This window comes from Pseudoxanthomonas suwonensis J47 (assembly GCF_000513955.1).
Lineage (GTDB): Bacteria > Pseudomonadota > Gammaproteobacteria > Xanthomonadales > Xanthomonadaceae > Pseudoxanthomonas > Pseudoxanthomonas suwonensis_C.
This window is the reverse complement of sequence record NZ_AZUZ01000011.1, coordinates 41,043-60,091: the sequence shown is the minus strand read 5'-3', so window position 1 is coordinate 60,091 and position 19,049 is coordinate 41,043. Positions and strand designations below refer to the sequence as shown.

Sequence of the window (19,049 nt, the reverse complement as noted above, 5' to 3'; positions counted from 1 at the left end):
GGGACGGGGCAAAGGTTGCCGGTAACTTGCCGGCCCGCGGGCGTGGAGAGGTGCAGCGTCGTTGGCTGGGCGCCGCGTGCCCGCGGCCGGGAACATTCCGACGTGGGGATCAGCGCGCCAGCCAGCCGCCGTCGACCGGGATGATCGCGCCGTTGACGTAGTCGGAGGCGCGGCTGGCCAGGAACACCGCGGTGCCGCCCAGGTCCGCCGGCGTGCCCCAGCGGCCGGCCGGGATGCGGCCGAGGATCTCGGCGCTGCGCTGTTCGTCGGCGCGCAGCTGGGCGGTGTTGTCGGTGGCCATGTAGCCCGGGGCGATGGCGTTGATGTTGATGCCCTTGGAAGCCCACTCGTTGGCCAGCAGGCGGGTGATGCCCGCGATGCCGCTCTTGGACGCGGTGTACGACGGCACGCGGATGCCGCCCTGGAACGACAGCATCGAGGCGATGTTGATGATCTTGCCGCTGCCCTGGGCGATGAAGTGCTTGCCGGCGGCCTGCGACATGAAGAAGGCGGACTTGATGTTGACGTTCATGACGTCGTCCCAGTCCTTCTCGCTGAACTCCACCGCATCGGCGCGGCGGATCAGGCCGGCGTTGTTGACCAGGATGTCCAGCCCGCCGAGACCTTCGACGGTTTCCTTGACCAGGCGCTCGACCGGCTCGATCGAGATCAGGTTCGCCTGCAGGTTGAGGAAGCGGCGGCCCAGGGCGCGCACCTTCTCGCCGGTCTCGGTGGCCTCGACGATGCCGGCGGCGGCGATGTCGGCGCCGGCTTCGGCCAGCGCCAGGGCGATGCCCTGGCCGAGGCCGGTGTTGGCGCCGGTGACCAGGGCGACCTTGCCTTCCAGACTGAACGGGTTGTTTGCCATGAGCGGTCCTCGTTGTTCGTGGGGCGGGGATCGGCCCGCCGGAGGCGTTTTCTGCGGGGAAGCCGCGCGGGCGGCGCGGCGTTCCGTAGGGAGTGGCGGGATGGTCCCGCCGGCGAAGCGCGCGCCGCCGCAGCGGCGCGCCGCGTCACTTGAGCTGGCAGATGTCCAGCACGTTCATGTCGGTGTAGTCGAGGTTCTCGCCGCCCATCGCCCAGATGAAGGCGTAGTTGGACGTGCCCGAACCCATGTGGATCGACCACGGCGGCGAGACCACGGCCTCGTCGTTCTTCATGACGATGTGGCGCTGCTGGTCCGGCTGGCCCATGAAGTGGTAGACGCGGTCGTTCTCGCCCAGGTCGAAGTAGAAGTAGACCTCGCTGCGGCGGTCGTGCAGGTGCGGCGGCATGGTGTTCCACACGCTGCCCGGCTTCAGCACGGTCAGGCCCAGCAGCAGCTGCGAGGACTTGCAGGTCGCCGGCACGACGAACTGGTAGATCGTGCGCTCGTTGCTGGTCTCCAGCGCGCCGCGGTCGAGGGCGACGGCGTCCTTGATCGACAGCTGCTTCGTCTCGAAGCGGGCGTGCGCCGGGGTCGAGGTCAGGTAGAACTTCGCCGGGTTGGCGGCGTCGGCCGAGGAGAAGCTCACTTCCTCGCTGCCCATTGCCACGTACAGGCCGTCCTTCGGACCGAGCACGTATTCGGTGCCGTCGACGGTCACCGTGCCGGTGCCGGCGCCGACGTTGATCACGCCCAGTTCGCGACGCTCCAGGAACGGCTTGCCCGCGGCCGAGGCCGGCTCGGTCTGCTTCGGCAGCGACACGGCCTTGCTGACCGGGGCGGCGCCGCCGATCACGAAGCGCTCGTAGTGGGTGTAGTTCAGGCGCACCTCGTCGGCGGCGAACAGGTCGCCGATCAGGTACAGGTCGCGCAGCTCGTCGTTGCTGGCGCCCTGCATCACGCCGGGGTGGGTCGCGTAATAGGTCTTCTGGTACATCGGCTCGGGGCTCCTCGGTACGCAAGGCCGGGGCTTGGGATTCCCGGCCAGGGTGGTGCATTGAAGCGGCATTCTAGCGGACGATGGTAACCGGTGTCATACCGCAATGCGACAAACGCCGGCACGGCCCGGGAAGCCGCCTCCGGCGGGGCTCAGGCGGGGGGCTGGCAGGAGTCGCGGACGATCAGGTGCGGACGCACGCTGGCCACCGGCAGCGGCGCGTTGTCGGTGCGGATCAGCATGCTCGCGGCGATCCGGCCGGTGTCGCGGGTCTGGCGGCGGACCGAGGTCAGCGACGGCCACAGGCGCGAGGCCAGCGGGCTGTCGTCGTAGCCGATCACCGACAGGTCGCGCGGGATGCTGATGCCCGCGCGCATGGCCACCTTGTAGACGCCGGCGGCCATCTCGTCGTTGCCGCAGAAGATCGCGGTCGGGCGCTGTTTGCCGGCCAGCAGCTTCTCGGCCGCGGCCACGCCGGACTCGAAGGTGTAGCTGGCCTCGATGATGCGGTCCTTCGGCACCTCGATCCCGCGCCGTGCGAGGGTCTCGACGAAACCGGTGGTGCGCTCCACCGCCGAGCGGTAGGCCTGCGGACCGGTGATCAGGGCGATGTCGCGGTGGCCCAGGGTGAGCAGGTAGTCGGCCGCCTCCGCCGCGCCGTCGCGGTCGTGGGTGACGATCATGCGGCCGTCGGTGTCCTCGAAGCCCACCGGCACGATGCGGGTGTAGCGGCAACCCATCTCGGCCAGCATGTCGGCCAGGTTCTGGTCTTCGGAGGCGCGCGGCACCAGCATCACCCCGTGCAGCTTCTGCTGCTGGACGAAACGGCGCACCCCGTCGATGTAGCCGGGGCTGCGGGTGTCGCAGGGATGCACCACCAGTTCGAAGCCCGACTCGCGCAGCGCGTCCAGCGCGCCGTACTGCATGTCGACGATGTACTGCGCGGTGGGGTTGTCGTAGACCATGCCGATCAGGAACGAGCGGCGGAAGGCCAGGCCGCGCGCCAGCGGGTCGGGCACGTAGCCGACCTCGCGCATCAGCGCCTCGACCTTCTCGCGGGTGTCCTTACGTACCAGCGGCGAGTTGTTGATGATCCGCGAAACGGTCTTCTTGGAAACGCCCGCCAGCCGCGCGATGTCGTTGATGGTCGCCGCCTTGCCGGTGGCGGCCCGGGGGGTCTGCGAGGCTTGGGAAGGACGCGCGGGCATGGAAGCTTTCGATGGAAGGTTGGGCCGATTCTAGCCCCAGCGGTGGCCGGCGGACTGCCCCGGCCGGCCGGGGCCGGACGGGATCAGGCCAGGATGTCGGGCAGCCACAGCGACAGCTGCGGGAAGAAGGCCACGACCAGCAGCACGGCCAGGCCGGCCAGCCAGAACGGCCAGATCGTGCGCATGGCCTCGGCCACGCTGATCTTGCCGATCGCCGTGCCGATGAACAGCACCGAGCCCACCGGCGGGGTGACCAGGCCCAGGCCGCCGGTCAGGACCAGCACCAGGCCGAAGTGGATCGGGTCGATGCCGTAGGCCTTGGCCACCGGCAGGAAGATCGGCGTGCAGATCAGGATCATCGGCGCCAGGTCCATGAAGGTGCCCAGCAGCAGCAGCATGACCACGATCATCAGCAGCACCATGTACTTGCTGTGCGCGAACGACTGCAGGAACTCCACCGCCGCCGCCGGCACCTGCAGGTAGGCCAGCAGCCAGCCGAACACCGCCGCGGTGGCGATCACGAACAGGATCACGCCGGTGCTGCGTGCCGCGTGCACCACCGTGTCGAGGAACTCGCGCAGGCGCAGCTGCCGGTACAGCACGACCGTCACCAGCAGCGCGTAGACCACGGCGATGGCCGCCGACTCGACCGCGGTGAAGATGCCGGCGCGGATGCCGACGAAGATCAGCGCGACCAGGCCCAGGCCCGGTAGCGCCGCGACCAGGCGCACCATCACCGCGCGCATGCCCGGGAACGGCTCGGTACCGTAGCCGCGGCGGCGCGCCACCGCGTAGCCGGTGACCATCAGCGCCACGGTCATCAGCAGTGCCGGGACGATGCCGGCCGCGAACAGCCGGGCGATCGACAGGCCGCCGCCGGCCGCGGCCGAGAACAGGATCAGGTTGTGCGAGGGCGGCACCAGCAGCGCGACCAGCGCCGCGGTGATGCTGACGTTCACGGCGAAATCGCGGTCGTAACCGCGCTTGACCATCTGCGGGATCATCGTGCCGCCGACCGCCGAGACGTCGGCGATGGCCGAACCGGACACGCCGCCGAAGAACAGCGAGGACAGCACCGAGACCTGGCCCAGGCCGCCGCGGAGGCGGCCGACCAGCGAAGACGCCAGCGCGATCAGGCGCTCGGAGATGCCGCCGCGCATCATGATCTCGCCGGCGAAGATGAACAGCGGGATCGCGATCAGCGAGGCCGAACCGGAGCCGGCCGAGATCTGCTGGACCAGCACCACCGACGGCAGGTCCAGGTACAGCAGGGTCACCAGCGACGCGGCGGCCAGGGCGAAGGCCACCGGCACGCCGATGATGAGCAGGATGGCGAATACGAGGAAGAGCAGGGCGATGGCCATGTCAGAGGTCTCCGTCCTGCGGTGCCGGCGGTGCGGCCGGCGTGGCCGGCGCTGCAGGTGCGAACGCGAGGAACAGCCGGTTGAGCGCGAACACGACCATCAGCGCGCCGCCCAGCGACAGCGGCAGGTAGTTGATGCTCTGCGGCAGGTTGGCGCCGGCGGCGCGGATGTCCAGGCCGTCGAGCAGCAGCACGCCGGCCCAGTACGAAACCACTGCGCCGATGCCGGCGATCACCAGCGGCACGACCACGTCGATCGCGCGGCGCACGGCCGGACGCAGGTGGTCGTGCAGCAGGAAGAAGCCGAAGTGGCGGTTGGTATGCACGCCGGCGGCGGCGCCCATCGCCATGGCGATGGCCAGCAGCAGCAGGGTCACCGGTTCGGTCCAGCTGGGCGAATCGTTGAGCACGTAGCGGGTGAACACCTGCCAGCCCTGCACCACCACCAGCCCGACCAGGGCGGTGGCGGCGATGGCGATGACGATGCCGGCGAGCCGGTCCAGCGCGCGCTGCACGGGGCTGGCCGGGACGGGGGAAGCGGTCTCGGTCATTGGATCCGATCAGGCGAGGTCGCGGATGCGACGGTAGAGGTCATCGATGCCCGGTTTGCGCTGGTACTCGTCCAGCAGCGGCTGGGCGGCGGCGCGGAAGGCGTCCAGGTCGCACTCGTTGGCCTGGATGCCGTGGGCGAGCACGGCCTTGCGCGCGGCGCCTTCGGAGGCATCCCACTTCCCGCGCATCACCGGCACCGACTCGCGGGCCACGCGGACCAGCAGGTTGCGGTCGGACGGCGTCAGCGCCTCGAAGCTGGCGCGCGACATCAGCAGCACGTCCGGCGCGTAGGAATGGCGCGTCTCCGACCAGTACCGTGCCGCCTCGAAGTGACGGCTGGAGTGGAAGCTGCGCATGTTGTTCTCGGCGCCGTCGATCATGTGCGTCTCCATCGCCGAGAAGGTCTCGCCCAGCGACATCGGCGTCGGGTTGGCGCCGAGCAGGCGGACCAGGCGGATGAAGATGTCCGAGGCCGCCACGCGCATCTTCATGCCGTGCAGGTCCTTCGGCTCCACGATCGGATGTTTCGTGTTGTAGAAGCAGCGCGCGCCGGAGTCGTAGATCGCCAGGCCGACCAGGTCGCGGCTCTCGAAGCCGCGCAGCACCGCCTCGCCGACGTCGCCGTCGATGACCCGGCGCATGTGTTCGACCGAGTCGAACACGTACGGCAGGCACAGCGCCTGGGTCAGGGGGAAGGCGTTGTTGAGCGCGCCGGCGAACACGCGGGTGATGTCGATCACCCCGTAGCGGGCCATGTCGATCGCCTCGGACTCGCGGCCGAGCTGGCCGGAGTGGTAGAGGCGGATCGACAGGCGGCCGCCGGTCTCGCGTTCCAGCGTCTGCCCGATCCAGCGCACCGCTTCCACGGTCGGGTAGTCGGAGACGTGGACGTCGGTGGCGGTGAGCAGGTGGCGACCGGAAGGATCGGCCGCGCCGGCGGCGAAGGCGCTTCCGCCCATCGCCAGCGGCAGCGCGCAGGCCGCGCCGGCGCCGCCCAGCAGCAGGCGTCGACGGGTCAGCCCGCTCATGCGTCGCTGTTCCCCGCGGGGACGGCGTGGCAGTCCAGGATGGCGTAGCCGTCGAACACGACGCGCGCGGCCTGGCCGGCGACGATGTCGTGGATGCCGGTGGCATTGCCGGTGGCGATGTACTCGCCCGCCTTCAGCGGGCGGCCGCGGCGCGCCGAACGCGCCAGGGCGAAGGCGAAGGCGGCGCGCAGGCCGCCGGGCAGGCGCTGCGCGCCGCCGCTGCCGACGCTGGCCCCGTCGATGAAGGTCCCGGCCAGCAGCGTGGCTTCGTCCAGCGAGGCCCATTCCGGGATCTCCGGACCGAGGACCAGGCCGTTGTTGTTGCCGAAATCGGACACCACCACGCGCGGACCCAGTTCGTTGATCGTGGCCAGCGGACTGCTGGCCACCTCGACGCCGGCGAACAGCGTACTCGGCACGGCCGCGGCTTCCTCCGGCGTCCACTCCAGTTTGTCGGCCGGGACGTCGGCGTCCAGGCGCAGCACGTATTCGGCCTCGACCGCGCCGAAGCCGCCGGTGAACACCGGGATCGGCATGCTGTCACCGGTGGCATTCCACAGCTGGCGGGCAAAGATCGGGCCCAGCAGGCGTTCGTCGCCGGACACGTCGCGGCGCTCCGGGGCGATGAAGCCGACCTTCCAGCCGACCACCCGGTCGGGCCACCGGGCGATGGCCAGGTCCTGGACCTGGTAGGCGGTCACCAGGTCGGCCGGGATCTCGCCGGGAAAGGCTTCCAGGGCGGCGCCCGCGCGCCGGGCGGCGACGAAGCGGTCGGCGATGCCGGCCAGTTCGGGCATCGGCGGCGTGGCGTCCTGGTGGCCAGTTGCAGTACTCAAGATGTCTCCCCGGGAACAGGCCCGTAACGTGTTGCGCCGCGGATCGACAGCGGGCGCGGAAGCTGTATATGGTAAACCGGTGTCATGTAGCAATGTGCACTGCGCCAAGGCCTTACTGCACGCTGCAACGCAACAACCGGGAGGGTCCGTGACCATGCCAATCCGCCGCCTGCGTCACCGCTTCAGGGCCGCCCTGGTGGCGCTGTCGCTGCTGCCGGCCGCCGTCGCCGCCGATGCCGGGGCCGCGCCCCCGGCGCCCGACCGCCAGATACCGCTGTGGCCCGGTACCCCGCCTGGCTCGGAAGGCCTGGACCTGCCCCAGCGCATCGTCGAACGCAGCAGCGACCCTGCCCTGCCCGACCGCTACGTCGACGGCGTCGCCCGCCCCTGGCTGGACGTGTACCGCCCGGCCCGCCCCGACGGCCGTGCCCTGCTGGTGCTGCCGGGCGGCGGTTACCAGCGGGTGGTCCTGGACAAGGAGGGAACGGCCCTGCTGCCGGCCTTCGCCGGGCAGGCCGGGCTGACCCTGTTCGTGCTGCAGTACCGGCTCCCGGGCGAAGGCCACGCCAACGCACGCGACGTGCCGCTGGCCGACGCGCAGCGGGCGATGCGCCTGGTCCGCAGCCAGGCGCGCGAATGGGGCATCGATCCGGCCAGCGTCGGGGTGATGGGCTTTTCCGCCGGCGGCCACCTGGCCGCGAGCCTGGCCACGCGCCATCACGAGCGCGTCTATGCGCCGGTCGACGATGCCGATGGACTCGATGCGCGCCCGGCCTACGCCGTGCTGGTCTACCCGGTGATCGACATGGGCGCGCACGCCCATCCAGGCTCGCGGCAGAAGCTGCTGGGCGATGCACCCGATGCGGACGCCGTGCGCATGTATTCGGCGCAGAACCGGGTCGACGCGCACACCCCGCCGGTGTTCCTGCTGCACGCCCAGGACGACGACGTGGTGCCGGTGGAAAACAGCCTGCTGTTCGAAGCGGCGCTGCGCGCGGCCGGCATCGAACACGAGACCCATCTCTACGCGAAAGGCGGCCACGGCTTCGGCGTGCGTGGCGCGCACGGCACCCTGCCGCTGTGGCCGACGCTGGCGGTGGAATGGATCCGCGCGCACGCGCCGCTGCCGGCGGCGCCGGGTGCGACAGACAACGAACCTGCACGGGAGTAAGCATGGCCGGCGATCGCAAGCATCCTTTCCTGTCTCCGGCGCAGTCCGCGCCCGCGGATCCGGCGCGGCGCCGCCTGCTGCAGGCCGCCGGGCTCGGCGCGGGCCTGGCCGTGGCTGGCGTGCTGCCGGCGGCATTCGCCGCGCAGCCCGCGTCTACCGTGGCCGCGACCCGCGCGGGACGCGTGCGCGGCGTACGCGAACAGGGCGTGCATGTGTTCCGGGGCATCCGCTACGGCGAGGACACCACGCCGGTGCGGTTCCGCGCGCCGCTCGCGGCGCGGCCATGGCGCGGCGTGGCCGAGGCCACCGGCTACGCCGGGTCGGCCCCCCAGCGCGGCAAGGAAGGCCCCGGCAGCGAGGACTGCCTGTTCCTCAACGTGTGGACGCCGGGCCTGGATGCGCGCGCGCGGCGGCCGGTGCTGTTCTACATCCATGGCGGCGGCTACGACACCGGTTCCGGCAGCGACCCGCTGTACGACGGCCGGCGCCTGTGCGAGCGCGGCGACGTGGTCGTGGTCACGGTGAACCACCGCCTCAACGCCTTCGGCTACCTCTACCTGGGCCTGCTCGGCGGGGCGGAATACGCGACCTCCGGCAACGCCGGCCAGCTGGACCTGGTGCTGGCGCTGCAGTGGGTGCGCGACAACATCGCCGCGTTCGGCGGCGACCCGGGCAACGTCACCGTGTTCGGCCAGTCCGGCGGCGGCGCCAAGATCGCCACGCTGATGGCGATGCCGGCCGCGCGCGGCCTGTTCCACAAGGCCTGGACGATGAGCGGCCAGCAGGTCACCGCCGCCGGTCCCCGCGCGGCCACGCAGCGGGCACAACTGTTCCTGCGCACCGTGGGCATCGATCCGGAGGCGGGCGATGCGCTGGCGAGGCTGCGCGCGCTGCCGCTGGAGGAAGTGCTCGAGGGCACGGCCGCGCGCGACTTCTCGCGGATCGAGGACACGCGTCTGTACTTCGGCCCGGTGATGGACGGCGAGGTGCTGCCGCGGCATCCGTTCTGGCCGGACGCGCCGGCGCAGTCGGCGGCGATCCCGATGGTGATCGGCAACACCCGCGACGAGACCCGCGCCTTCCTCGGCGGCGACCCGGAGAACTTCGAGCTGGACTGGGACGAACTGCCGGCGCGGCTGGAGAAGCAGCAGTACGTCGACATCCGCGCCGACCTGGTGGTCGCGCACTACCGCGCGCTGTATCCGCACTACACGCCCTCGGAGGTGTTCTTCGCCGCCACCACCGCCGGGCGTTCCTGGCGCGGTGCGGTGGAGGAACTGGAAGTGCGCGCGCGCCAGCCGCAGGGCGCGGCGCCGACCTGGGCCTACCAGCTGGACTGGGGCTCGCCGCTGGATGGCGGCAGGTTCCGCGCCTTCCACACCCTCGACATCCCGCTGGTGTTCGACAACATCCGCCAGCCCGGCTCGCGCACCGGCGACGGCGCCGGGGCGCAGGCGGTAGCCGATGCGATGAGCGCCGCGCTGCTGGCGCTGGCCCGGCACGGCGATCCCAACCATGCCGGCATTCCGCGCTGGGAGCCGTACTCGCTGCCGCGGCGGCAGACGATGCTGTTCGACGCACCGCCCGTGCTGGTCGACGATCCGCGCGGCGGCGAGCGCGCGTTCTGGCAGCAGGCACCGTTCGTGCAGCGCGGGACGCTGTGACGCGGCGGGCGCGGGCGCCCTGCGTGGCGTCCGTGCTCAGTGCGACGCGCCCGCGCAGGCGGCGCGCGCGTCGTCCGCAGCCAGCGATGCCAGCGGCACCTGGCTGACCTCCACGTCCTCCTTGTTCGCCGCGTAGGCGACGAGCAGGCGGCCGTTCCACAGCACGCTCTTGGGATAGTGGTAGCCGGGCCGCTTGTAGCGGCCCTCGGCGCGCAGCGGCGGCAGGTCGTCGCGGCCGCGCAGCAGGAAGGTGCGGTCGAAGCAGCGGCCTTCGGCCGACAGGGTCAGCGCCAGCGGCATGCGTTCGCGCTGGCCGCTGGGCGCGTTGACCAGGAAGGCGCTGCCGTCGGGAAGGTTGCCGGCGCTCTGCTTGGCGCGCGAATCCGGCATCGCGGTCAGCGCCGGTATGGTCCAGCTTTCGCCGCGGTCGCAGCTTTCGCTGGCCAGCTGCCGGTAGCTGTCGCCCTGGTCGCGGAACACCATCACCGCGCATTCGCGGCCGTCGCGGTCCCTGCGCAGGAACAGGCTCGGTTCCAGTTCGCGACTGGCGTGGCCTGCGTGCGGCAGGTTGCGCATGGATCCGCGACGCCAGCCGGACACGCCCAGCGGATCGTCGGTGAAGAACGGTGCGGCGACGATGCCGGGGCGCCGGTGGAAGGCGGTGAGGATGCGGCCGTCGGCCAGGCGGTGCGGATCCTGTTCGATCACCCCGTCCACCGGCGCGCCATCGGCACCGGTGACCGGGCGCAGCGGCGACCAGTCGATGCCGTCGCGGCTGAGCCGGTAGCCGGTCCAGCCGCCGTCGCCGGACTGGAAGCCGCCTGGCCACACGTTGATGTAGGCGACCAGGGTTTCGCCATCGGTCCACCAGCCGCCGCTGGAATGCATGGCCCCGTCCTCGCTGGCCTCCATCAGCACCGCCGGCGCGGCCCAGTGTTCGCCGTCGTCGCTGTGGCTGTAGAGCACGCGCGTGTCCGGAGAGTCCTCGTCGCGCGCCGAGTTCTGCCATTGCACGTAGAGCCGGCCCCTGAACACCACCGGCACTGCGCCGTTGTTGAACATGCCCTGCTCGGGCGTGGCCCGGAACACCGTGGCGCTGCGAGTGCCTGTGGCCGTGCGCAGGCCAAGGTCCGGCGCCTGGTGGTCGAGCAGGCCCGGGGCGACGTGGTAAGGCGGTGCTCCGGCAGCAGCCGGATCCGGCGCGGCGGCGCTGCCGGCCGCCATGGCCAGCAGCATCGCGATCGCCAGTTCCATCCGCAGGCGCATGCCGACCGTCGCGCTCAGTAGTCGAGCGCGCGGTAGCGGAAGTCGCGGAAGTGCACCTTCCCTTGCCCCGCCGCGTAGATCGCCGGCTTCAGCGCCAGGAACTGGCCTGCCACATTGTGGTGGTAGCCGGACACTTCCATCTGCACCGGGTACTTCTCCCAGTCCCTGCCGTCGGTGCTGGTGTGGAAGGTGACCACGTGCTGGTTGTTGGTCACCCGCAGCCACAACCTGCCACCCTTGCCCGGCGGCAGGCCGCCGGTCGGCCGCTCCTGGCCGTAGCGGTGCATGACGAAGCGCTCGCCGTTGCTGCCCACGCCGGCGTACAGGCGCTCGTTGTAGAACAGCAGCGCCCCGCCGACCGCGCCCGGTTCGATCTCCATCTCCACTTCGAACTCGTAGGCCTTGTCGCCGGCGATCACGGTCAGCGGCGAGCTGTCGGCCGGGGTGCGGCCCTTGCCCTGCACGGTCATCGCGCCGTTGCCGAAGGACAGGCGCCGGTACTCGTCCTTCGCGGGGTTGAAGAACGACCACTGGTGGCCGAGCGCCTGGCCGTCGAAGCCGTCCGTCAGCGCCATGCCGTGCTCGCCGACCCTGGTGCCGCTGGGTTTGCGCAGCGGCTGGCCGAGGTCGCCGCCCTTCGCCACGAACCAGCCGTCGGCGGTCCATTCGATCGGCTCCAGCAGCGCCTGGCGGCCGAGGGTCCAGTACCCGTTCTCGTAGCCGTGGTAGATCATCCACCAGCGCCCGTCGGTGCCTTCGACCACGGTGGCGTGGCCGCGCGACCACCACGGTTCGTCGCGGCTGCGCGTGCGGGTGATCGGGTTGTGCGGCGAGTTCTCCCACGGCCCGTGGATCGACCTGGAGCGCGCGGTGATGACCATGTGCCCGGTCGGCGGGCCGGCGGTGCCGCCGACCGCGGTGGTCATGTAGTACCAGTCGCCGCGCTTGTGGATCTTCGGGCCTTCCTGGGCGTAGGACTCCACGTCCCACTCTTCCGGGTACTGCCAGCCGTCGTACACGTGCTTCGGTTCGCCGACCACGCGCAGGCCGTCGTCGGACAGCTGCACGTAGTCGCCGCCGCTGAGGAACAGGTAGCGCTTGCCATCCTCGCCGACGGCGTGGCCGGGGTCGATGTACTTGCCCAGGCCCAGCTCGACCGGCTCGCTCCACGGGCCGCGGATGTCGTCGGCCCACACCACCCAGTTGCTGCGGGTGCTGCCTTCGGTGCCGCCGGTGCGTGCCGGGAAGTAGATGAAGTAGCGGCCGTCGTGCCTGACGATGTCCGGCGCCCAGATCGAGCCGACGTTCTTCGTGATCGCGTGGCCCAGCGGTACCCAGTTCACCAGGTCGCGGGAGTGCCAGATCGGCAGGCCGGGGTAGGCATCGAACGAGGACAGGGTCAGGTAGTAGTCGTCGCCGTCCTTGAGGACCGACGGGTCGGGCCGGTCGCCGGCGAACACCGGGTTGAGGAAGGTACCGTCGCCGAGGTCGGCCTGGCGCTGGTTCTCGATGCCGCGTTTCCACGGGCTGGTCGGCTCGGCGGTGGCCACCAGCGGCAGCAGCAGCAGCAGCGTCGACAGGGCTGGGGCGCGGAAACGGCGCAGGGCCATGGCAGTCCTTCGGGTCGTGGGGGAGGTGGTGCCACGCGATGACACCGATGGTCAACGAACCTATCAGACCCTTGTGGCTGCGGCCATCCTGCGCCGCAGCAAGGCCGGGCGCCGGCTCCGGGCTACAGTGCGCAACATTGGAACCGCTCGTGCTGCCTGCATGACACCGATGGCCAGCGGTTTTCGCCCGCCTTCTCCCCCGAGATGACCTGTCATGACGCCTGGACTGCCGCGCCTGCTTCCGCCCGCTTCGCTGCTCGCCCTGCTTCTGGCCGCCGGGAGCGTCCACCCCGCCGTCGACCCGTCGATCGGCGAACGCCCGCCGGTGACGCCCATCCGCGCCAGCAAGATCGTCCTCGTCGGCGACTCGACCACCGCGGTGCAGGGCGGCTGGGGTCCGGCGTTCTGCGCCGACCACGTCACCTCGTTCGTGGCCTGCGTGAACCTGGCCCGCGGCGGGCGCAGCACCTACAACTACCGCGCGGAAGGTTCCTGGGACATCGCCCTGCACGAGATGGGCCCGGGCCCGTACCAGGCGGTGTACGTGCTGATCCAGTTCGGCCACAACGACCAGCCGGGCAAGCCCGGGCGCTCCACCGACCTGGAACGCGAGTTCCCCGACAACCTGCGCCGCTACGTGGGGGAAGCGCGCGCCGCCGGCGCGGTGCCGGTGCTGCTGACGCCGCTCACCCGCCGCCAGTTCCGCGAAGGCAAGCTGGTCGACGACCTGGCGCCGTGGGCGGAAAGCATCCGCCGGGTGGCGAAGGAACTGCAGGTGCCGCTGGTGGACCTGCACGCGCGCAGCACCGCCGCGGTGCAGGCCATGGGCCCGGTGCAGGCGATGCGTTTCGCCCAGGCGCGGCCGCTGCCGGAGCAGGTCACCGCCGCGCAGGCCGGCACCACGATCGGTGCGCCGCCGACGGCCGCGGGTCCGGCGCCTGCCGTCGCGCCCGTGCTGGACAACGCGTCCGTCGAGCCGATGGGCACGCCGAAGCAGGCCTTCGACTACACCCACCTCGGCGGCGAGGGCGCGGCCTTCTTCGCCGCGATCGTCGCCGACGAGCTGGCGCGGCAGGTACCGGCGCTGCGCCGCCAGCTGGTCCCGTGAGCCCGCACCCGCGGTCGCGCTAGACTCGGGCGCCACGGGGAGGCCACCACCGCATGAAGATCACACCGACACCGTTGACCGCCGCGCTCGCCGGGGTATTCACCGGCGTGGTGATGCCCTGGCTGTGGCCGTGGCTGGGCGACGACACGCTGTACTGGATCGCCGCCTTCCTGCTGGTGATCGCGCTGCCGGCGCATGCCTTCGTGGTGGGCTTCGCGCGCGCGCCGGCCGACAGTGGCCTGGGCAAGCGCGTGGTGGCGTGGCTGGTGGCGGCCATCGCCATGGTCGTGCTGCGGCAGGCGCTGCCGCTGTAACACGCGGCGTGGCATCGTCGCCGCGTGACCGATCGGGAAAAGAAAAAGGGCCGGACGATGTCCGGCCCTTCCTCGTGGACTTCGCCGGCGCCGCTCAGCGCACGGCGCGGCGGTTGTTGAGCCGGGTCACTTCCTCGCCGTCGCCTTCCAGGCCGACTCGCACGTACAGCCCGTCGGCCTTGCGTCCGCCCAGCGGCAGCGAGACGGTGGTGGTGCGCGGCTGCAGGTCCAGCGGCGCTTCCAGCGCCGGCACCGCCACGCGCGCCAGCTCGCGGCCACGTGCGTCTTCCAGTACCGCGTAACCAGCCCCCGTGGCGGCATGGCCGAGGCTGTGTACGGTCACCTCCACCGCGTCACCGGACACGCGCACGTCGCCGCGGCCGATGCCGAGGTCTGCGCGGGTCTCCACCGGCGTGCCCGGTTGCACCAGTTCGAACTCCATCACCACGGTGCGGCCGGCCGGGAACACCACGTCGACCGAGGCGCTCTTCTCGAACGCGAACTCGCGGGTGCTGGGCTTGCCGTCGATGCGGTCGTCGCCGTCGCCGTCGATGCCCGAGGTCATGCGCCAGGTGCCGGCCTCGACGTTCCAGCCGGTCATGCTCGCGTGCAGCGGCTTCGGTCCCAGGTTGTAGCCGATCACCTTGAAGCGGTCGCGGCGCGGATCCGGCACCAGGATCGCCACCTGCTCGGCGCCGTCTGCCTCGGCGAAGCGCCAGCTCACCGTGTGGCCCGGATAGGACTGGTTGCGCTTGAGCGCGATGCCGCCCAGGCGCGCGCGCTGCAGGAACTCGGTCGGCGCCTCGACGCGGTCGGACCACCAGTGGCCCTCGGTCATCATGTAGCGGCGCAGCAGCTTCGACTCGATGCCTTCGGCGTGCAGGGCTTCCAGGTACTTCTTGTCGCCGGTCAGCTGCCACGCGGCCAGGCTCGGGAAGCCGGTCGCGCCCTTGTCGGCGGCCTCGACCAGGGCCTTGCCCCAGTCGCCCTCGCGGCCGAGCACGCCGATGAAGTTCTCGCCGAGGTTGGACAGGCCGGCCGGACCGCCGCGGCCGATGCGGTAGTCGAGCGCGCGCAGGTAGCGCTCGTCGCCGGTCCAGCGCCAAGCCGCCCAGAACAGGTGCATGGTGTCGCCGCCGCCGGAACCGTCGAGCAGCTCGCCGCCGCGGGTTTCGCCGGTGGCCCAGTGGATCTCGTTGGGCAGCAGCCAGCGCCCGTCCTTGCCGGTCCAGGCGTGGGCCAGGTAGCCGTCGGCCAGGCCGGTGACCAGCTTGCGGCCGGTCGGATCGGCGTTCCAGTCGCCGAGCAGGAAGGCCGGGTGCAGCGCCGGGAACGAGTACGGCTTCTGCCACTGCCAGTTCGGGTCGCGGTAGACCTTGTTGCCGCCGAACCAGTTGCTGGAGAACAGCAGGTGCCCCTGCGGGTTGCGCAGGATGATCTTCTCGTCGAACGCCTTCACCGTCTCCATCAGCCGCTCGAGGGTGAGCGGGTCGCCCCAGTTGAGGTAGAGCATCGCGCTGTTGGCGTTGATGCCTTCCTCGTAGGAGTGCAGCTCGTCGGTCTCGATGGTGCTGAGGCCGTTGCTGAACATGCCGTTGCGGTAGACCGCGTCGGACAGCGCGGTGAGCGAGGCGTTGAGCCGGTCCGGCATCACGCCCATCAGCGCCAGGCCCGGCCACTGCTGGACCAGGTCACTGTCGTCGGAAATGCCGCCACCGAAATCGCCGTACTCGACCTGGCGGTTGTCGATCCACCAGTCGACGAAGCGGCGCGCCAGCTTCAGGTCCTCGACCTGGCGGAACGCCCACAGCGGCACGCCCTTCGGCGGCTGCGGCAGGGCCACCGGCGGGCGGCCCTGGCTGTTGTAGCTGATGTAGTTCCAGTACTGGCGGCCGAGCTCGTGGTCCGGGTCGACGCGCAGCAGGTCGCTGAGGTCGGCGTGCACGCGCGCGTACAGGCGCTGGCGCTTGGAGGTGGTGTGCTCCTCGACCAGGAAGCCCCAGTTGTCGCGCACCTGGTTGAAGCGGTCGGCCAGGTGCTGCTTCTTCGCCTCGGCGCGGTCCTTGAACACCAGGCGGATCTCGGCGCCGTCCAGCGAGTGCGCGTCGAAGCCCGGCGCGCCGGAGGCGATGCTGATCCACAGGCTGTCGGCGGTGAGGATGCGGTCGCGCAGGTCCAGCCACAGGGTGCGCTTCTGTTTCGGCGCCACCGACACCGACACGTCGATCATGTCGCGCGCCGGCCAGATCGGATCCTTGACGCGGATGTTGAGCGGGATCAGGCCGTTGGCGGTGGCCGGCAGGTCCAGGGCAGGGATGTCGATGGCCACGCCGTCGAGGCCGTCGTACATGTTCTCCCAGCTGTAGGCCCAGCTGCGGATCAGCGGCTGCGCCGCTGGCGCGTCGCCGACGCTGGAGGGGATGAGCACGTGCACGATCGGTGCCGGCTCGGTGGGCAGACCGGCTTCAAGGCCGGCGTCGCCAGCGCGCTTGCGCGAGCCGGCGCCCTTCGGCAGGGCCATCACCGTGCTGCGCGCCTCCGGCAGGAAGCGCCCATCGATGTACTGGCGCAGCGCCTGCACGTTCCCGTAGTCGGGCAGCACCGCGCTGTCGACCAGGTAGGTCTGCTTGACCGTGCCTTCCGGCTCGGCGGCGTCGCTGACGTGGTAGGCCCAGATCTCCTGGATCGGGGTTTCCTGCTCGGTGTTGGTGAAGCGCACCTGGCCGCCGGTGCGCGTGGCGAACTGGTCGACGCTGCGGACCAGGCCGCGCGGACGCTCGAACAGCGGCTGTTCGCGGCCGTCGGCGTCCTTCCAGGTGGCCTGGCCGAAGGCCGCGCCGCGGATCTCGATGCGGTTGAACGGCTCGCCCGGCATCGCCAGGTCCAGCGCCTTGCCGCCTTCGACGTAGGTGTTCCAGTCCGGCAGCTGGAAGTAGTCGTTGCGGCCGGGCAGGCGCGAACGGTTGTACACGCCCGGCCAGGTGGTCTCGGGAATGCCGTCGCTGCCCTTCCACATCCACTGCTTGAGGTCCTTCACGTCGTCGAAGCCGACGTGGCGGATCGAGGTGTCCGGCGCCTGCAGCGCCGGCGGCACGCGGCCGGCCTCCCAGCCGTAGCGGTGGTTCCAGGCCGCACGGCGCGCGCCCGTGTCGACCGGCACCGCGCTGTCGGCCGTGGCCCTGGCCAGGTCGCCACGGCTGGCCAGCGCGGCCACGCCGCGCGCGTCGAGCATCCGGTCGTACACGCGGATCTCGTCGAAATCGCTGCCGCGCAGGAAGTTGTAGCGGCTCTGCACCTGGTACGGCGCCATCACCCGCCCGGCGAGGCCGAGCTGGTCCAGTGCCGCGTCGTAGTCGCCCGTCGCCTGCTCGCGCGCGACCTCGCGCCCGTCCACGTACAGGCGCACGCCCTGGGTCTCGTCCCAGGCGAAGGCCAGGTGCATCCAGTCCTGCGGGCCAGGCACCCGGTCCAGCCTGAAGGACACCCGGGTGCGGGCGAGGTTGGCATCGGTGACGAAGGCATCGAAGCCGTGCCCGTTCCAGTCGATCCGCAGCCAGGCCATGTCCCAGCTGCTGTGGTCGGCATAGCCGACGCGGAAGATCACGAACGGCGCCTCGCCGACCTCGTAGCGCGGGCGCCAGAAGAACGACAGCGTGCCCCGCTCGGCGTAGATGTTGCCTGGTGCGTTCCAGGCCAGCACGCCGTCGTCGGCCCATTCGATCGCGCCGCCCTGCACGCCGGTCGGGACGATCTTCACCTTGTCCTGGAAGTTCGGGACCGCGTCGCCATTGGCGTGGTCGGCGACGAAGCCGCTATCGGCGGAGACGCGGAACAGCAGCTGCGGCGCGTTGCCGGCGGCCAGGGCGGGGGAGGCGAGTGCGGAAGCGAGGAGGATCGCGAGCAGGCGCCTGCCCGGGTGGATCGGATGGGTCATCGTGTTGCTGTTCCAGTGTTGCGGTGTGGGGTCAGGGGCGGGCTGCCGCGGCTTGGACCTGCCGCCACCGCGGCAGTTCCTCGGCCAGCAGTGGCCCGGGCCAGGTGCCGTACCAGGCGTAGCCGGTACGGCGCTCGTTCGGAAGGTCGGCGAAGTCCACGCGCCGGCCGTCGCGGTTGGCGAACAGCGGCTGCTGCGTGCGCAGATCATGGAACCGCGCCCACAACGACGCGCCGGGGGACGGTACCACGAGCACATCGCGGCCGGTTTCCTCGTGCGGCGCCTCGACGTGGCGCAGGGCGAGGCCGGGCAGGCGGTGCGCCTCGAACCAGCGCGCCGCCGCTTCGATCGCCGCGACGACGCGCGGGTCCGGGTTCGGCTGGCGCATCAGCAGGCGCACCACGCCCACCGACTCTGCCACCGCCAGCGAAGGCAGCTCGTAGCTGCGGGCCTGTGCCGGTTCGAGGCTGGCCTCGTCGTACTGCGCCGCCCAGATGGTGGGCTGGCCGTCGATGCGTACCTGCAGCGCAAGCAGGCAGTCGATGCCGCGGGCGACCGCGTCGGCCGCGCGCGCGCCGAATTCCGGTGCCAGCGTGGCCAGTCCACCGCGGCGTTCGGCGATGTCCTGCAGCAGCGCGATCGCATGCACCATCGCGTCGTCGTTGAGGGTGATGCGGGCGCGGTAGCCGGAGCGGTCCGGGAAGAACTGCGGCCAACCGCCGTTCGCGTACTGGGCGCGCAGCAGGTATTCGACGCCGCGCCGGGCCGCGTCGAGGTAGAGGGGATTGCCGGTGCGCGCGTGCGCCTCCGCCAGGTAGGCGATCTCGCTCGTGGTGGCGTGGTTGTCGATCGTGGCGTCGTCCGGGCGGCCGGACGCACGCAGCGCGGCGCGCTCGGCTTCGTCGTAGTGGCGGTCGTAGTCGACCTTCTTCCCGCTGTAGTGCTTCGACCAGCCGCCGGAGGGTGTCTGCAGCAGCAGCATGTTCTCGGCCACCGGGTCGAGGGCCGCGTGGGTGTCGCCGGCCATGGCGGAGGCCGGCAGCAGCAGGGTCAGCAGCAGGAGCCGGAGGTGCATGCGTCTCATCGATACGGTCTTCGTGGAGGCGTGGCGCGACGCCGTTGCCGGAATCGCC

At 71.2% G+C, this 19,049-nt stretch carries 15 protein-coding genes; 4 read left to right on the top strand and 11 right to left on the bottom strand.

Going from position 1 to position 19,049, the window contains the following annotated elements:
- Positions 1–109 precede the first annotated feature (109 nt).
- The 7 genes from kduD to M503_RS0104110 all read right to left on the bottom strand — a co-directional run bounded on the left by kduD (position 110) and on the right by M503_RS0104110 (position 6,810).
- Complete coding sequence (gene kduD / locus M503_RS0104140; protein ID WP_024868414.1) at positions 110–868, bottom strand: 2-dehydro-3-deoxy-D-gluconate 5-dehydrogenase KduD; 759 nt, start codon at positions 866–868, stop codon at positions 110–112.
- Between the two features lie 145 nt (positions 869–1,013).
- Positions 1,014–1,862 (bottom strand): 5-dehydro-4-deoxy-D-glucuronate isomerase, encoded by an 849-nt coding sequence (gene kduI / locus M503_RS0104135; RefSeq protein ID WP_028919344.1) that lies wholly within the window; start codon positions 1,860–1,862, stop codon positions 1,014–1,016.
- A gap of 152 nt (positions 1,863–2,014) precedes the next feature.
- Positions 2,015–3,070, bottom strand: coding sequence for a LacI family DNA-binding transcriptional regulator (locus tag M503_RS0104130; protein WP_024868416.1), 1,056 nt, complete (start codon positions 3,068–3,070; stop codon positions 2,015–2,017).
- Positions 3,071–3,153: 83 nt separating this feature from the next.
- A complete protein-coding gene (locus tag M503_RS0104125) occupies positions 3,154–4,434 on the bottom strand; it encodes a TRAP transporter large permease (protein WP_028919345.1) in 1,281 nt (426 codons plus the stop codon).
- A gap of 1 nt (position 4,435) precedes the next feature.
- Entirely contained in the window at positions 4,436–4,984 is a 549-nt protein-coding gene (locus M503_RS0104120; RefSeq protein WP_028919346.1) for a TRAP transporter small permease, read from the bottom strand.
- Positions 4,985–4,993: 9 nt separating this feature from the next.
- A complete protein-coding gene (locus tag M503_RS0104115; RefSeq protein WP_028919347.1) occupies positions 4,994–6,013 on the bottom strand; it encodes a TRAP transporter substrate-binding protein in 1,020 nt (339 codons plus the stop codon).
- Entirely contained in the window at positions 6,010–6,810 is an 801-nt protein-coding gene (locus M503_RS0104110) for a 2-keto-4-pentenoate hydratase (protein WP_037060443.1), read from the bottom strand. Before M503_RS0104110 ends, M503_RS0104115 begins: the two co-directional genes overlap by 4 nt.
- Positions 6,811–7,003: 193 nt before the next feature.
- Here M503_RS0104110 and M503_RS0104105 point away from each other — a divergent pair, with 193 nt between their 5' ends.
- Together M503_RS0104105 and M503_RS0104100 are read left to right on the top strand one after the other, a co-directional pair.
- A complete protein-coding gene (locus M503_RS0104105) occupies positions 7,004–8,020 on the top strand; it encodes an alpha/beta hydrolase (RefSeq protein WP_051414230.1) in 1,017 nt (338 codons plus the stop codon).
- Between the two features lie 2 nt (positions 8,021–8,022).
- Positions 8,023–9,684, top strand: coding sequence for a carboxylesterase/lipase family protein (locus M503_RS0104100; protein ID WP_037060442.1), 1,662 nt, complete (start codon positions 8,023–8,025; stop codon positions 9,682–9,684).
- Between the two features lie 36 nt (positions 9,685–9,720).
- Here the strand turns inward: M503_RS0104100 and M503_RS15650 are convergent, their stop codons facing one another.
- Positions 9,721–10,950 carry a sialidase family protein gene (locus M503_RS15650; RefSeq protein ID WP_231472313.1) on the bottom strand — a complete coding sequence of 410 codons (1,230 nt, stop codon included), beginning with the start codon at positions 10,948–10,950 and terminating at the stop codon, positions 9,721–9,723.
- A gap of 14 nt (positions 10,951–10,964) precedes the next feature.
- A complete protein-coding gene (locus M503_RS0104090; RefSeq protein WP_028919351.1) occupies positions 10,965–12,560 on the bottom strand; it encodes a family 43 glycosylhydrolase in 1,596 nt (531 codons plus the stop codon).
- A 214-nt stretch (positions 12,561–12,774) separates the two neighbouring features.
- Here M503_RS0104090 and M503_RS0104085 point away from each other — a divergent pair, with 214 nt between their 5' ends.
- Positions 12,775–13,668 carry a rhamnogalacturonan acetylesterase gene (locus tag M503_RS0104085; RefSeq protein ID WP_231472312.1) on the top strand — a complete coding sequence of 298 codons (894 nt, stop codon included), beginning with the start codon at positions 12,775–12,777 and terminating at the stop codon, positions 13,666–13,668.
- Between the two features lie 53 nt (positions 13,669–13,721).
- Positions 13,722–13,982 carry a hypothetical protein gene (locus M503_RS0104080; protein ID WP_028919353.1) on the top strand — a complete coding sequence of 87 codons (261 nt, stop codon included), beginning with the start codon at positions 13,722–13,724 and terminating at the stop codon, positions 13,980–13,982.
- 94 nt (positions 13,983–14,076) lie between these two features.
- Here M503_RS0104080 and M503_RS0104075 read toward each other — a convergent pair whose 3' ends face one another.
- Positions 14,077–17,916, bottom strand: coding sequence for a LamG-like jellyroll fold domain-containing protein (locus tag M503_RS0104075; protein WP_081720931.1), 3,840 nt, complete (start codon positions 17,914–17,916; stop codon positions 14,077–14,079).
- Between the two features lie 31 nt (positions 17,917–17,947).
- Entirely contained in the window at positions 17,948–18,991 is a 1,044-nt protein-coding gene (gene pelA / locus M503_RS0104070) for a pectate lyase (RefSeq protein WP_028919355.1), read from the bottom strand.
- Between the last annotated feature and the right edge of the window lie 58 nt (positions 18,992–19,049).